The organism is Ruegeria sp. CDSC021, assembly GCF_059610845.1.
Genome location: NZ_JBXWOK010000012.1, coordinates 23,746 through 37,371, shown reverse-complemented (window position 1 = coordinate 37,371; position 13,626 = coordinate 23,746). Strand labels below are relative to the sequence as shown.

General features: G+C 56.8%; 15 protein-coding genes. 8 read left to right on the top strand and 7 right to left on the bottom strand.

Features of this window, described 5'->3' with window-relative positions; genetic code table 11:
- Positions 1–28: 28 nt before the first annotated feature.
- Positions 29–1,300: a transcription termination factor Rho gene (gene rho, locus AC2FGB_RS16545; protein WP_142637421.1), complete on the bottom strand. Its 1,272-nt coding sequence runs from the start codon at positions 1,298–1,300 to the stop codon at positions 29–31.
- Positions 1,301–1,424: 124 nt separating this feature from the next.
- A complete protein-coding gene (locus AC2FGB_RS16540; protein WP_496690201.1) occupies positions 1,425–1,874 on the bottom strand; it encodes a CopD family protein in 450 nt (149 codons plus the stop codon).
- A 404-nt stretch (positions 1,875–2,278) separates the two neighbouring features.
- On the opposite strand from AC2FGB_RS16540, the gene AC2FGB_RS16535 reads away from it, so the two are divergent.
- Genes AC2FGB_RS16535 through dnaQ form a run of 4 tightly spaced genes read left to right on the top strand, consistent with a single transcriptional unit; the run spans position 2,279 to position 5,013 of the window.
- Positions 2,279–2,878 (top strand): Maf family protein, encoded by a 600-nt coding sequence (locus tag AC2FGB_RS16535; RefSeq protein WP_142637605.1) that lies wholly within the window; start codon positions 2,279–2,281, stop codon positions 2,876–2,878.
- Positions 2,875–3,708, top strand: coding sequence for a shikimate dehydrogenase (locus AC2FGB_RS16530; protein WP_271950622.1), 834 nt, complete (start codon positions 2,875–2,877; stop codon positions 3,706–3,708). The genes AC2FGB_RS16535 and AC2FGB_RS16530 overlap by 4 nt, the downstream gene beginning before the upstream one ends.
- Positions 3,705–4,298 carry a dephospho-CoA kinase gene (gene coaE / locus AC2FGB_RS16525; RefSeq protein WP_496694369.1) on the top strand — a complete coding sequence of 198 codons (594 nt, stop codon included), beginning with the start codon at positions 3,705–3,707 and terminating at the stop codon, positions 4,296–4,298. The genes AC2FGB_RS16530 and coaE overlap by 4 nt, the downstream gene beginning before the upstream one ends.
- Positions 4,291–5,013 carry a DNA polymerase III subunit epsilon gene (gene dnaQ, locus AC2FGB_RS16520; RefSeq protein ID WP_496678647.1) on the top strand — a complete coding sequence of 241 codons (723 nt, stop codon included), beginning with the start codon at positions 4,291–4,293 and terminating at the stop codon, positions 5,011–5,013. Before coaE ends, dnaQ begins: the two co-directional genes overlap by 8 nt.
- A 26-nt stretch (positions 5,014–5,039) precedes the next feature.
- Here dnaQ and secB read toward each other — a convergent pair whose 3' ends face one another.
- Positions 5,040–5,537 carry a protein-export chaperone SecB gene (secB, locus tag AC2FGB_RS16515; protein ID WP_142637430.1) on the bottom strand — a complete coding sequence of 166 codons (498 nt, stop codon included), beginning with the start codon at positions 5,535–5,537 and terminating at the stop codon, positions 5,040–5,042.
- A 54-nt stretch (positions 5,538–5,591) separates the two neighbouring features.
- Positions 5,592–6,092 carry an FxsA family protein gene (locus tag AC2FGB_RS16510; RefSeq protein ID WP_496690198.1) on the bottom strand — a complete coding sequence of 167 codons (501 nt, stop codon included), beginning with the start codon at positions 6,090–6,092 and terminating at the stop codon, positions 5,592–5,594.
- 108 nt (positions 6,093–6,200) lie between these two features.
- On the opposite strand from AC2FGB_RS16510, the gene AC2FGB_RS16505 reads away from it, so the two are divergent.
- Genes AC2FGB_RS16505 through AC2FGB_RS16495 form a run of 3 tightly spaced genes read left to right on the top strand, consistent with a single transcriptional unit; the run spans position 6,201 to position 8,478 of the window.
- The gene (locus tag AC2FGB_RS16505) at positions 6,201–6,860 is read left to right on the top strand and encodes a Tim44/TimA family putative adaptor protein (RefSeq protein WP_496791789.1); all 660 of its coding nucleotides are present in this window, start codon (positions 6,201–6,203) and stop codon (positions 6,858–6,860) included.
- Positions 6,857–7,891, top strand: a complete 1,035-nt coding sequence (gene mltA / locus AC2FGB_RS16500; protein ID WP_496694370.1) for a murein transglycosylase A — start codon at positions 6,857–6,859, stop codon at positions 7,889–7,891. Before AC2FGB_RS16505 ends, mltA begins: the two co-directional genes overlap by 4 nt.
- Positions 7,891–8,478: a Smr/MutS family protein gene (locus AC2FGB_RS16495; protein ID WP_271950630.1), complete on the top strand. Its 588-nt coding sequence runs from the start codon at positions 7,891–7,893 to the stop codon at positions 8,476–8,478. The genes mltA and AC2FGB_RS16495 overlap by 1 nt, the downstream gene beginning before the upstream one ends.
- Here the strand turns inward: AC2FGB_RS16495 and AC2FGB_RS16490 are convergent.
- From AC2FGB_RS16490 to hslU, 3 genes are all read right to left on the bottom strand, one after another.
- Entirely contained in the window at positions 8,475–9,692 is a 1,218-nt protein-coding gene (locus AC2FGB_RS16490; protein ID WP_496694371.1) for an MFS transporter, read from the bottom strand. The genes AC2FGB_RS16495 and AC2FGB_RS16490 overlap by 4 nt on opposite strands.
- Positions 9,692–10,786 carry an alpha/beta hydrolase gene (locus AC2FGB_RS16485; RefSeq protein WP_142637442.1) on the bottom strand — a complete coding sequence of 365 codons (1,095 nt, stop codon included), beginning with the start codon at positions 10,784–10,786 and terminating at the stop codon, positions 9,692–9,694. The genes AC2FGB_RS16490 and AC2FGB_RS16485 overlap by 1 nt, the downstream gene beginning before the upstream one ends.
- A 97-nt stretch (positions 10,787–10,883) precedes the next feature.
- On the bottom strand, positions 10,884–12,191 hold the full coding sequence (hslU, locus tag AC2FGB_RS16480) for an ATP-dependent protease ATPase subunit HslU (RefSeq protein ID WP_142637444.1): 1,308 nt from the start codon (positions 12,189–12,191) through the stop codon (positions 10,884–10,886).
- 180 nt (positions 12,192–12,371) lie between these two features.
- Between hslU and AC2FGB_RS16475 the strand changes: the two genes are divergently transcribed.
- Complete coding sequence (locus tag AC2FGB_RS16475) at positions 12,372–13,613, top strand: MFS transporter (protein ID WP_281973381.1); 1,242 nt, start codon at positions 12,372–12,374, stop codon at positions 13,611–13,613.
- Positions 13,614–13,626: the final 13 nt, after the last annotated feature.

Below are 13,626 nucleotides of genomic sequence, written 5' to 3'. Positions count from 1 at the left end.
ACCGCCTCGCTTGCGTCCAGGACCTGTGTCAGGTGTTCATCGAATCGAAGAACTCGCCATTTGTCTTGGTCTGTTTCAACTTGGACAACAGGAACTCGATCGCATCGGTAGTGCCCATCGGGTTCAGGATACGGCGCAGAACAAAGGTCTTGGCCAGATCACCCTTATCGACCAGCAAATCCTCTTTCCGCGTACCGGATTTGAGGATGTCGATAGCCGGGAACACGCGCTTATCTGCGATCTTACGATCCAGAACAATTTCCGAGTTACCGGTGCCTTTGAATTCTTCGAAGATGACTTCGTCCATCCGGCTGCCGGTATCAATCAGCGCAGTGGCGATGATGGTCAGCGAGCCGCCTTCTTCGATATTCCGTGCCGCACCAAAGAATCGCTTAGGTCGTTGCAGAGCGTTTGCATCCACACCGCCGGTCAGAACCTTACCCGAGGATGGAACCACGGTGTTAAATGCCCTACCAAGTCTTGTGATCGAGTCGAGAAGAATAACAACATCTCGTTTATGCTCGACCAAACGCTTGGCTTTTTCGATAACCATCTCAGATACGGCAACGTGGCGGGTGGCGGGTTCGTCAAAGGTCGACGACACGACCTCGCCCTTCACCGAACGCTGCATGTCGGTCACCTCTTCCGGCCGCTCGTCGATCAGTAGGACGATCAGATAGCACTCAGGGTGGTTCTTTTCGATCGAGTTCGCAATATTCTGCAGGATCACCGTCTTACCGGTCCGTGGCGGTGCCACAATCAACGACCGCTGACCTTTACCGATCGGCGAAACCAGATCGATGACACGGGCGGACTTGTCCTTGATGGTTGGGTCTTCGACCTCCATCTTCAGGCGCTCATCCGGATAAAGCGGTGTCAGGTTGTCGAAAGCAACTTTATGCCTGGCTTTCTCGGGATCTTCGAAATTGATTTTGGTGACCTTGATCAGTGCGAAATACCGTTCGTTCTCGTCCGGCGCCTTGATATCACCTTCGACCGTATCACCGGTGCGCAACGAATGCTGGCGGATCATTTCTGGCGAGACATAGATATCATCAGGACCGGGCAAATAGTTCGCCTCGGGCGAACGCAGGAACCCGAACCCATCTTGCAGAACTTCAAGTACGCCATCGCCGCCCACGGTCCAGCCTTCATCTGCGCGTTCGCGCAGAATCTGGAACATCATCTCGCCTTTTCGCATGGTCGAGGCGTTTTCGATCTCAAGCTCTTCGGCCATCGCCAAAAGGTCTTTGGGGCTTTTGGCTTTCAGATCGGCCAGATTGAGGGATTCATTAGACATGATGATGAGAACCTTGGCCGCATGGATGCGGCTCGGACTGGAATTTCAATACGGAAGATACGCCGCCCGGACGGGCGTGTTACGCGATAAATAAGCGCTTACCTACAAAGAGTCAAATAGCTGCTCAGAACTTCAGAACGACCGCCAGAACGATGATAACCATCAAAATGGTAGGCACCTCGTTCATCATGCGATACTGCCGCCCAGTGAGCGTATTTCGGCCCTCTAAGAAGTCCTTTCGACGTACCATCAGCCAGTAGTGGAACCAAGTCATCGCAATCACTGCTGCGCCTTTGACCCAGGGCCAGGCAAAATCCCAGCCGACTATGCCTGGAGTGAATACCATGATCAGGCCGCAGGTCCAGGCCATGTACATCGCCGGGCGCATGATCACCCGCAGCAGCTTTTCTTCCATTTCAAAGAAGATCTCCTGCGCCCCGTCAACGCCTTGGGCTTTTTCTACGTGATAGACGTACAATCTAGGCAGATAGAACAAACCGGCCATCCAAGAGATCACGGCCATGATGTGCAGGGACTTCACCCAAGGGTAGATGGTGAAAAGAAGATCAGTCATTCCAGCTCCGGGCGTGGTTTGGATCTCTCCCTATAAAAAAAATAGGAAAAGAGAAAGGATGATGGTTTTGTAGGGAGATCAAATTCCGTGGATTACTTATTTACCCATCTGTTTTCCCCAGGTGGATAGTTTCACCCGAGAACTGGGTAATACTGTTGATTTCATAAAAAACAACAATAAAACAATATGTTATGATTATATAGGACGTAGAATTCAGGGGATAACTTGATGAATAAGCTGGGATATCCCGCTTGTCCCGATGTTCAAAGTTATCCTTGTCCAGACTGGACAGGGTTCGGGCGACTCATAGAAGTTTTCCGCGAAAACACCGGGCTTGCGTGTCAACAGGAAAACCATACAAACCATCCTTGAACGATCAACCATTTGCTCAGGGGGTTTTCCACATTTCTGTCCCCATCATATTGGCCTCGGGGTCATCCATTCGCGCGCAGTTGCTAGAGAATGCGGGCGTGCGGTTTACCGTTCAAACTGCACGCGTGGACGAAGAGACCGCCAAACGGGCTTTGCTGGCCGAAGAGGCATCTCCACGTGATATTGCCGATACTCTGGCAGAGATGAAAGCCCGCAAGGTCAGCGACAAGGTGCCGGGGCCGATGGTTCTGGGATGTGATCAGGTGCTGGATTTCGAAGGTCAGCTTTTGTCCAAACCGCAATCGCCCGAGGATGCGCTGGCGCAGCTCAAAGCGATGCGGGGCAAGCGGCATATGCTGTTATCCGCAGCCGTCATCTATCAGAATGGCGAGCCGATCTGGCGACATGTAGGCCAGGTGCGCCTGCGGATGAGGATGAGTTCGGACGCCTATCTACGCGACTATGTTGCGCGCAACTGGGACAGCATCCGCCACGCAGTCGGGGCCTATAAGCTTGAGGAAGAAGGCGTGCGGCTGTTCGCAACCATTGACGGTGACTATTTTAACGTTTTGGGTATGCCCCTATTGGAGCTGTTGAATTTTCTGGCGGTCAAAGGGGTGATTGATCAATGAGTGGCAAGCAGATCCCGCTGGCGGGTGTGATCGGGCATCCGATTTCCCATTCGAAATCCCCAATACTGCATGGCCATTGGCTGAAAACTTATGGCCTGGCCGGTCACTATATCCCCATGGATGTCGCACCGGATGATCTTGAGGCTGTTCTACGAACCTTGCCCAAAGCCGGATTTGTCGGGGCCAACATCACAGTGCCCCATAAAGAGGTGGCCTTGGATCTGGCGGATACGGCTTCGGACCGGGCCAGGCAGATCGGGGCTGCTAATACGCTTGTGTTTCAGCCCGACGGTTCGATCCATGCGGATAACACCGATGGGTACGGGTTCATGCAGAACCTGCGCAGCGGCGCCCCAGATTGGATTCCAGCGGATGGCCCCGCGGTTGTCTTTGGTGCCGGGGGCGCAGCGCGTGCGGTTCTTCAAGCGTTGGTCGATGCCGGTGTGCCCGAGATTTTGTTGACCAATCGGACGCGCTCACGTGCAGATCGCCTGAAGGAAGAGTTTGGCACGACCATAACGGTGGTGGATTGGTTGAAAGCGGGCAACGTGGTTGAAGATGCGGAACTTGTGGTCAACACAAGTTCGCTTGGGATGCACGGCCAGCCCGAGCTGCGGGTGCCTCTGGACGGGTTACAGCCCGGTGCCATAGTCACCGATCTGGTCTATGCGCCACTTAAGACACGTTTGCTGCAAACAGCAGAACAGGCGGGATGCACACCCGTAGATGGCCTTGGCATGTTGTTGCATCAGGCCGTACCTGGATTTGAAAGCTGGTTTGGGGTGCGCCCTGAAGTCACTTCTGATTTGCGTGCTGCGGTGCTGGGATGAGCTTTGCACTTGGCCTGACCGGTTCTATCGGCATGGGAAAAAGCACAACTGCCAGCATGTTCGTCGACGAAGGCTGTGCGTTGTGGGACGCAGATGCCGCCGTGCATCGGCTATACGCGCGTGGCGGGACAGCGTTCAAGCCGATGCAAAGGGCGTTTCCTGAGGCCATTATCGACGGCGCGGTTAGCCGGGAAGTACTGAAACGGTTCATTTCAGCAGACCCAGCGGCGCTGAAAGCGATTGAGGCCATTGTTCACCCGCTGGTGGCGGCGGATCGAGCGGTGTTCCGGGAACAAGCCACCGCAGATATTCTGGTTTTCGATATTCCCCTGCTATTTGAAACCGATGGAGATGCGGCGATGGACGCGGTCGCCTGTGTCTCGGTCCCGGCTGACGAGCAGAAACGCCGCGTGATGGCGCGCGGTACCATGACCGAGGCGCAGTTCGAGCAGATCAAAGCCAAGCAGATGCCGAATGACGAAAAATGCGCGCGGTCTGATTTTGTGATCGTCACGGACAGTCTGGACCACGCCCGCGCGCAAGTGCAGGATGTGGTCAGACAGATACGGGCAGGGCTGACAGATGCGTGAGATTGTACTCGATACAGAAACCACAGGCTTTGATCCTGAAAGCGGCGACCGGATTGTGGAAATCGGTGCGGTTGAGCTTTGGAATCATGTGGCCACGGGCGAGACCTATCACGTCTATATCAACCCCCAACGGTTCATGCCCGAAGAGGCGTTTGGCGTGCATGGCATTGGCCCGGACCTGCTGGAACCGCCCCGGCCGGTGGAAAAAGGTCAGGTCACGCTGAAGGACAAGCCGGTTTTTGCCAAGGTTGGTCAGGGGTTTCGGGATTTTGTCGCTGACTCGAAACTGGTGATCCACAACGCGTCATTCGACATGAAATTCCTGAATGCCGAGCTGGGCTGGATGGGTCTGGCGCCGATCCCGATGGATCAGGCGCTGGATACGCTGGCGATTGCGCGCAAACGGTTTCCGGGCTCGCCCGCCTCGCTGGATGCGCTGTGCCGGCGGTTCAACATAGACAACTCGAACCGGGTCTTGCACGGGGCGTTGCTTGACTCTGAAATTCTGGCTGAGGTCTATCTTGAGCTGATCGGCGGACGTCAGCCAGATTTCGGGCTGTCGACCTCTGCGTCTTCTTCGGTTGGCGGAGCAGAAGAGTGGCGGCCATCGCCGCGCAAAGATGCCTTGCCGTCCCGGATCACCCAAGACGAACGCGCGGCGCATGAGAAGTTTATTGATAAACTGGGCGAAAACGCCCTTTGGTCCCGCGCCTGAGGTCACTCCGGCGCGGGGAAGGCTGATTAGGCCTGAGTCTTTTGCGTCTCGGCCTGACGACGCATCAATTCATTCCGGTACAGGCTGACAAAATCAATATTGTCCAGGTTAACCGGCGGGTATCCTCCATCGCGCGTGATGTCGCTGACGATGCGGCGCAGGAACGGGAACAGCATGCGCGGGCATTCGATCATCAGGAACGGATGCAGCTGGTCTTCGGCGACACCTTCCACATGGAAAAGGCCGCAATAATCCAGCTCGCACAGGAACAGGATGTCTTCCATGCCCTTGGCTTTGGATTTGAGGTTCAGCTTGATCGACACCTCGTATTGATGCTCAGCCGGGCGCTTTTTGGCGTCCAGATTGACCTGAACCGCGATCTCGGGCTGGACATCGCCAGACACGCCTTTTTGCGCCATCACGTTTTCAAAGGACATATCGCGAATGAATTGTCCCAGAACGCGCATCTGGATCTGGGGTGCGGTCTGGGCCGCGGTGTTTTCTTGGGCGCCGTCTTCGGCCATGGGTCTACTCCGAAACTGAAATTCGCCACTGCTTAGCAAGTTGGGCGAGGCACCTCAATGCTGGTGCGGCCCTTCGACCCATTTCGATGGCTTTGACGGGTTCTGACGGGGGCGAACCTCGGTGTATTCACCGTCGATCACATCGCCCTGGGTCGATGCTTGGGGCTCGGTCCTGAACTGCGTCCCGCCGCCCATCTGAAACTGCGTGATTGTGACCTTCGAGCGGAGATAACGGAATACAGAGACCCGGACGCCAGGGATTAACAGCGCAAATCCAACGGCATCGGTGAAAAACCCCGGTGTCAGCAGCAAGACACCAGACAGCAAGATCATCGCGCCATGGGCCAAAGGTTCGGTCGGGTCGTCAAGCTCTGCAAAGGATCGTTGCAGGTTTTCCAGCGCCATGCGACCTTGTGTCCGCACCAAAGCGGTACCCAGAACGGCCGTTAGAACCACGATCGCAAGGGTTGGCCACAGTCCGATTAGCCCACCAACCTGAATGAACAGGCCGATTTCGATGATCGGAACAAGTAAAAAAGCCAGGAACAGGTACATTTGCATTATCCTTTACTGCAGGTCGGGCGGTAGACTTGTCCCGAACTGTCACCTACATAGTGGCAAGAGGCCGTGTATACAAAGTCGCGGTCTGACCAAGAGGATGAAATGAACGAACCAATGATCCAGTTGCTGGTCCTGGCCGGAATTGCCGTTTTCCTGATCCTGCGCCTGAAAAGCGTACTGGGTACACGTGAGGGTTTTGAGAAACCCCCGCATCAACAACAGTCCGAAGCCAATAAGTCGCGCCGTGATTTTGAGGTGATTGAGGGTGGGCCAGATCACGACATTACCGATCACGTGCCCGAGGACAGCGAACAGGCGCAGACCCTATCCGCTATGAAACGGATCGAGCCGGGCTTTTCGGTGGGTGAATTTGTTCAGGGCTCTCGCGGCGCTTATGAGATGATCGTCATGGGGTTCGAAAAGGGCAATCTGGATGAAATCCAGCCCTTCCTGTCGGAAGAGGTATTTGAAACCTTTGTTTCGGTCGTTGCCGCGCGCGAGGATCAGGGGCTGACCATCGAGGCCGAATTTATCGGTGTGCGCGAAACCACACTGGCAGATGTGAGCTTTGACAAGGATACCAACCAGGCCGAAATCACCATGAAATTTGTTGGTGAGCTGACTTCGGCCGTGCGGGATCGTGGTGGCGATATCATCGAGGGCAACCCAAACACGGTTAAACGTCAAAAGGACAGCTGGACCTTTGCCCGCGTTATGGGCTCGGACGATCCGAACTGGCTGCTTGTTGCCACGGACGCATGATTGCAGCGTTTCGGTCGCTTTTCCTGGTGGCTGTCATGACCACCTCTGCCAGCGCCGAGGTGACACGATCCATACTGTCCTACGATGACCTGAATGGCTGGGCCGCCGATGATCACGGGGCGGCCCTTTCGGTTTTTCTGAACACGTGCGGTGATCTGGATGATCCGGACTGGCAGGCATTGTGCGGCGTGGCGCGCACCTATAAGCCCGATGCGGCCCGGTCATTTTTTGAGCTGTTCTTCCGTCCCGTTCTGGTCGAAGACGGGAAGGATGGCCTGTTCACAGGCTATTTTGAACCCGAACTGGACGGGTCCAAAACCAGATCGGAGCGGTATAAATACCCGATCTATAAAATGCCTCCTGAGGCGCGCGGAGCCGAAAAATGGTTATCCCGTCGCGATCTGCTGACCGGTGATGTCATGCAGGGCCGCGGTCTTGAAATCGCCTGGGTGGACGACCCAGTCGAGCTGTTCTTTCTGCAGATTCAGGGCTCAGGCCGTATCCGGTTGCCCGATGGGAGGGCGCTGCGGGTCGGTTATGGGGGCGCCAATGGGCATCCTTATCGTTCGATCGGGTCCGAACTGATCCGGCGCGGTGCCCTGGGTGCGCATCAGGTCAGTGCGCAGATGATCAAATCCTGGGTCCGCAAGAATCCCGAGGCGGGTACCGAATTGCTGTTTCATAACCCGTCTTATGTGTTCTTCCGCGAGGTGAATCGTGTTGCACCGGAATTTGGCCCTCTGGGTGCGATGAACCGTTCGGTCACTACCATGCGCAGCATTGCCGCCGATCCGGCATACACACCGCTGGGTGCTCCAGTCTGGGTCGAAAAGGACGGCAAGGATCCTTTGCGCAGGCTGATGATCGCTCAGGATACCGGGTCGGCCATCAAGGGCGCGCAACGGGCTGATATTTTCTTTGGAACCGGCGATGCCGCAGGGGCTGCAGCGGGGCGCCTGAAAGATCCGGGTCGCATGGTGGTACTGCTGCCGATTCAGCGCGCATATGCTCTTTTGCCGGACGAGTTCTGATGTCGCGCCGCAAATTGACCCCTGACGAAATGGATCTGTGGCGCAAGGTGACCAAACAGGCAGATCGCCTGCATCCCGAACTGCCGCAGTCGGTGCACCCCACCTCATTGCCCAAGCCGAAACCGACAAAGACCTTTAAGCCCCGGATCGAGGCGTTTGAAGTCGGGCAGAACGCGGCTGGCAGGGGTGTGCGGCATGTGTTGAAACCATCCGTTACCGAAGGGTTACGCGCCAACCCGGTGCAAATGGACAGCAAGGCTTTTGCCCGGATGAAACGTGGCAAGCTCCGGCCCGAGGGCAAGTTGGACTTGCATGGCTTGCGGATGGACACGGCCTATCCGGCGCTGGTGCGCTTTGTGCTAACCGCGCAGGCTTCGGGCAAGCGCCTGGTTCTGGTGGTGACCGGAAAGGGCAAAGATCGGGATGAGCCCGGCCCCATCCCCACTCCGCGCGGCGTCTTGCGCAATCAGGTGCCGCAATGGCTGTCCCTACCGCCCTTGGCACAGGCTGTGATGCAGGTGACGCCCGCGCATATCAGCCATGGTGGCGACGGGGCCTATTACGTCTATCTGCGCCGCAGTCGCTAAAGCGTGCGTGCGGCGCGGCTGATGCCAAGCCAGGTCAGCAGACAAACCAGCAGGAAGAATACGGCGATCCACAGGAACTGCGTGTCCAGCGGAACCCCCTGATCAATCAAAACGCCGGTCAGTCCGGGGCCAATCGCCGACCCAAGGACCATGACCGCCGTGGCCATGGCCTTGATCGCGCCAATATGACGGGTTCCATAGAATTCTGCCCAGAACGCGCTGGGCAAGGTGCTGTTTGCGCCGACGGTCAGCCCCAGAAAGACCAATGCAGCAACCGCACCCCCAATCGAGGTGCTTGCAGCCGCCAACATGAAGCCGATAGCTATTGGCACCTGATAAAAGGGCATCATTCGGGCGGTTCCCCATTTATCCAGCGCCCATCCCGCGACAAACATCGAGATCAGGGAAACACCTGTGTAGACGGGAAACAGCGCCACCAACTCGATATGTTGCCAGCCTTTGACCTCGGCCAGATGGACCTGATGAAAGAAGAAGGCGGTTATAAAGGCAGAAGGACCCAGCAAGGCGGGGGCCATGAACCAGAACAACGGGTTCAGCAAAGCGTCGGTGCGTGTCCAGTGCCGCCCCTGCATACCTGCCGCCGAGTACTCGCTGGCCAGACTTTGCGGTGTGCGCTCTTGCCGAAGCAAGCGCAGCAGAATCGGAATGCCGGTCACACAAATACCTGCCGAGATGATCCAGAGCAGGCGCCAATCCAAAAACACCATCGCAGCGACAAAGATTACGGGCAAAAGCGCTTCACCAACCGCAAATCCGACCGAGGCGATCGACAAGGCCTTGCCGCGCGTTGTGGTAAACCAACGCGCCATCGCGACCAAGGCAAGATGGGTGCTCATCCCCTGCCCGAACAGGCGCAACAGGAAGATCACCAGCGGTAGCAGGATCAGCCAGCGGTTCAACGCCATCGCTAGCGCCGCCACGGCTAGCCCAGCCAGGACAGCGGGGCCGAGCACACGCACCCGGAAGATATCCGTAAGCCCGCCCGCCCAGATCATGATGATGGCGGATGCGGTTGTACCCAGCGAATAGATCCCACCCCAGGCCCCATGGCTCAGCCCGAACGCCGCACGAATTTCGCCGGAAAAGATCGAGATGAAGAACGTTTGCCCAAAACAGGACAGAAAAGTCAGCAGAACTCCGGCGCCAAGCCATGAGGCATTTGCTTTCAGATAATGCCCCAGGTGAAAGGACATTACGGAGAGCTGACCTTGGCCTGCCCGGTCTCGGTCAGCTCAATCTCGGTCGCCCCGGTCGGGTTGCGGACCTCGGCGGGGGCGATCACGTCAATCCCGCGTTGCCTGCCAAAGGTACTGCTGACCCGGCGGGCGGAATTGATAATCGCCAAAAGCGCCGGAGAGGTTGCAGCCACGAAATGAGACGACCCGGCATCGCTGTTGAAGGCGGTCGTATCCAGAATACTGATCTTATATTCGGACAGCGCATCGGCCGAGCTGATATTTCCCAGACGTTCGCTTTTGGCGGTACCGCGCAGGCGTGCGGATATACTCAGCAGCCTGTCTTTGCGTGAGATCATCACAATGAACGGGTCAGGCAGCGTTTTGATGCTGTCCATCTGCGACCGGAACAGATCGACATCCAGATCCGGTGCGATCAGAACAACCCCTTCGATATTCCGATGCGACCAGCCCGGTTCGCGCAGCTCGGCCTGCCGCATCATCTCCATCGTCAGGGCGGTGCCCATGGAATGCGCCACAAGGATAACCCGATCGACCCCCATTGATTTCAGCTGGCGAACAGTTTGTTCCAGACCATCACGGGCGAACAGCATGCTGTCGATGTCATAGGCATAGCCATAACCCGTTGCCTGGCTTGGCCAGGAATAGACCATGGTTTCACCCGGTATTTCCAGATCATGTTCCAACTGCGCGGCGCGGAACACTGTTTCCGACTGGGTCGTGTTATAGCCGTGGATAAAGATCGAAACCTCGTCCACACCTCTTAGTCGCGAGGCAAGGCCCTGGGGTCCGGCAAGCTCGTCTTCATCAGCCATCACGAACTGATTTTCCGGGTCCGGGTCGGCATAGGAAAAATCCAATGTCCCGGGTGTGTGATTGGGTGGAATCGAGACCGTCATCTCGAGAAATTGCAGCTGATCGCTGCGGCGGTACCCATAGGATCCGTCCGCTTCGCGCGCGCGGGTGGTTGCTGCGTAAATGGTTTTGGGCGTGCCAATGTCCAGTGCCGAGGGCACGGTTTGAGATACGGTCCGGTCGACACATGCGGCAAGCGTTGCCGCAGTCAGGACAAAAATAATATAGCGCAGCACCTGTCGCCCCCTAAGGAATTTGCGCACACGCTACTCTATTCTGATCCCAGGTCCAGCGGGGTCAATGACGCGGACCGGCAAAAACCGGCTGGAGATATTACAGAACGTAACGGCTGAGGTCCGTAGACTTTGTCAGCTCACCAAGATTGTCGTCAACGAACTGTGCATTCACGGTGATTTCCAAACCGGCCTGATCGGGGGCTGTGAAAGACAATTCCTCGAATACGCGCTCCATCACGGTGTAAAGTCGACGTGCGCCGATATTCTCGACACTTTGGTTCACATCCGCTGCGATTTTCGCCAGGGCTGCGATGCCGTCCTCAGTAAAGCTGACCGTGACATCCTCGGTGCCCATCAAGGCAGTGTACTGGCGGGTCAGCGCGTTGTCTGTCTCGGTCAGGATGCGGACGAAATCCTCTTCGGTCAGTGCGCGCAGCTCGACACGGATCGGCAGGCGCCCCTGCAGTTCCGGCAACAGGTCGGACGGTTTGGCAATATGAAACGCGCCTGAGGCAATGAAAAGAATGTGGTCGGTTTTGACCGGCCCATGCTTGGTGGAGACGGTTGTGCCTTCGATCAGAGGCAACAGGTCACGCTGCACCCCCTCTCGGCTGACATCACCGCCGCGTGCGTCCGAACGGGCGCAAACCTTGTCGATCTCGTCCAGAAACACGATGCCGTTCTGTTCAACCGATTCCAGCGCCGCGCGGTTTACGGTTTCGTCATCCAACAGTTTGTCGGCCTCTTCTCCGATCAGCATGTCATAGCTTTCGGCGACGGTCAGGCGTTTCTTGACGGTGCGCCCGCCAAACGCCTTGCCGAAAATATCGCCCAGATTCATCATCCCCATCTGACTGCCGGGTTGGCCAGGGATATCGAACATCGGCATCTGGCTTGAGGTATCCGTCAGTTCCAGCTCGATCACTGTGTCGTCCAGCTCTCCGGATTTGAGCTTTTTGCGGAACATCTCGCGGGTGCCCTCACGCGCGTCTTCCCCGGCAATGGCAGTAATCACCCGGTCTTCGGCGGCCTGATGGGCCTTGGCTTTGACGTCCTCACGCATGAATTCACGGGTCTGCAGGATCGCGGCATCGGCCAGATCACGCACGATCTGTTCCACATCGCGGCCAACATATCCAACCTCGGTGAATTTGGTGGCCTCGACCTTGATGAAGGGTGCGCGGGCCAACTTGGCCAGACGCCGGCTGATCTCAGTCTTGCCAACGCCGGTGGGGCCGATCATCAGGATATTCTTGGGATAAACCTCATCCCGGATGTCATCAGCCAGTTGCTTGCGCCGCCAGCGATTACGCAGCGCCACGGCGACCGCGCGCTTGGCATCCTTCTGCCCGATGATAAAGCGATCCAGTTCCGAGACAATCTCGCGCGGGGTCAGGTCGGTCACGGGGGCAGTCCTTTCGGTCGGCATAAGTTGGCTGCGGTCTAGGTAATCACCGCAACGGCGAAAACAACAGCGGCAGCGTTGGTTAGCAATGCCCCACCCGGTTTGCAAATGCTTTCCATAGGTAAAGCGCCCGGCCTCTGGTACAGTGATTTCAAAGCGTTGAGGGCCCGGAGCGCGGAAATGACCAAGATTGCCAAGATCACCCTGCTGTTTGTCGTGTTTGTCGACCTGATCGGGCAAGGGTTGGTCTTTCCGATCATCAACTCACTGATCATGGAGACGAAATCGGGGTTCCTGCCTGAAAACACGGCCATGGGCACCCGGCATTTCTACTACGGCTTGGTGATTGGCTGTTTCTTTCTGTCCTGGTTTCTGGGCGTGGTCTATGTCTCTAAGGTTTCAGATTCCATTGGTCGCAAGAACGCGCTGCTAGTGTGTCTGGGAGGGGCATTGATAGGTTATGCGCTGACCATCGCCGCGCTGTATCTCAACAGCCTGCTGCTGTTGATTGTCGGCCGGTCGATCACCGGGTTTACAGCTGGCAACCAGCCGATCGCGCAGGCGGCAATGATTGACGGCAGCACCGATGCCGCCGACCGCGACCGCAACATGGGCTATATCGTGACAGGTGTCAGCTTTGGCCTGGTTGGCGGTCCCATTATTGGCGCGGTCCTGTCGGACTCGGCCCTGCTGGGCAGCGCGGCGACGCTGAAAACGCCATTCTACGGCGCCTTTGTTCTGGTGTTGATCGCCATTTTCCTTGTCGCCGCGTATTTCAAGGATACCCGGACCGAGCGTGAGCCCTTTGTCTTTCGCCCCCGCGATATCACCGACAGCCTGATAGCGGTGCGCGAACATCCGATGGTTCTGAAAATCATGCCGGTCTATGGCCTGTTCATGATCGCCAATGTGACCTTCTATGTGTTTGTCGACAACTTCTTGACTAGCGCATTTGGATACGGGGTCATCGGCGGCAGCATGGCCATGGTCGTCATTGGGGTTGCGCTGGCCTTTTCCAGCACCTTCCTGGTCAAACCTGCGCAGGAACGGTTCAGCAAACACCAGATCATCTATGTCTCACTGGTTGTGATGGTGATCAGCGGCCTAGGTTTCGCCTTCAGCCCCAGCGGTGTGCTGAGCTATGTCCCGGTCTTTTTCTTCTATTTCTTCTTTGGCGTCTCATACCCGACACTGCTGGGCCTGTTTTCCTCCAGTGTCAGCGACACCGATCAAGGCTGGGTCATGGGGGTGACCACGGCTGTCTTCTGTCTGGCCGGGGGCGTCATGTCCCTGATCGGCGGCGGGTTGATGAGTATCGACATCCGACTGCCCTACTACATCGTGATCCTGACCGCCCTGTTGGGGCTGGTCGGGATGCATATGCGGTGGAAGGGCAAAGAGATCCGAGAGCTGTTGGCCTGAGACAGTTCTGCGT

What these genes read in the sequence shown, in the direction of transcription:
- secB (WP_142637430.1), bottom strand. Translation starts at nt 5,537, where the DNA reads ATGGCCGAAGACGGCGCCCAAGAAAACACCGCGGCCCAGACCGCACCC.
- coaE (WP_496694369.1), top strand. Translation starts at nt 3,705, where the DNA reads ATGAGCTTTGCACTTGGCCTGACCGGTTCTATCGGCATGGGAAAAAGC.
- AC2FGB_RS16490 (WP_496694371.1), bottom strand. Translation starts at nt 9,692, where the DNA reads ATGTCCTTTCACCTGGGGCATTATCTGAAAGCAAATGCCTCATGGCTT.
- rho (WP_142637421.1), bottom strand. Translation starts at nt 1,300, where the DNA reads ATGTCTAATGAATCCCTCAATCTGGCCGATCTGAAAGCCAAAAGCCCC.
- AC2FGB_RS16495 (WP_271950630.1), top strand. Translation starts at nt 7,891, where the DNA reads ATGTCGCGCCGCAAATTGACCCCTGACGAAATGGATCTGTGGCGCAAG.
- mltA (WP_496694370.1), top strand. Translation starts at nt 6,857, where the DNA reads ATGATTGCAGCGTTTCGGTCGCTTTTCCTGGTGGCTGTCATGACCACC.
- AC2FGB_RS16530 (WP_271950622.1), top strand. Translation starts at nt 2,875, where the DNA reads ATGAGTGGCAAGCAGATCCCGCTGGCGGGTGTGATCGGGCATCCGATT.
- AC2FGB_RS16540 (WP_496690201.1), bottom strand. Translation starts at nt 1,874, where the DNA reads ATGACTGATCTTCTTTTCACCATCTACCCTTGGGTGAAGTCCCTGCAC.
- AC2FGB_RS16475 (WP_281973381.1), top strand. Translation starts at nt 12,372, where the DNA reads ATGACCAAGATTGCCAAGATCACCCTGCTGTTTGTCGTGTTTGTCGAC.
- AC2FGB_RS16510 (WP_496690198.1), bottom strand. Translation starts at nt 6,092, where the DNA reads ATGTACCTGTTCCTGGCTTTTTTACTTGTTCCGATCATCGAAATCGGC.
- dnaQ (WP_496678647.1), top strand. Translation starts at nt 4,291, where the DNA reads ATGCGTGAGATTGTACTCGATACAGAAACCACAGGCTTTGATCCTGAA.
- AC2FGB_RS16505 (WP_496791789.1), top strand. Translation starts at nt 6,201, where the DNA reads ATGAACGAACCAATGATCCAGTTGCTGGTCCTGGCCGGAATTGCCGTT.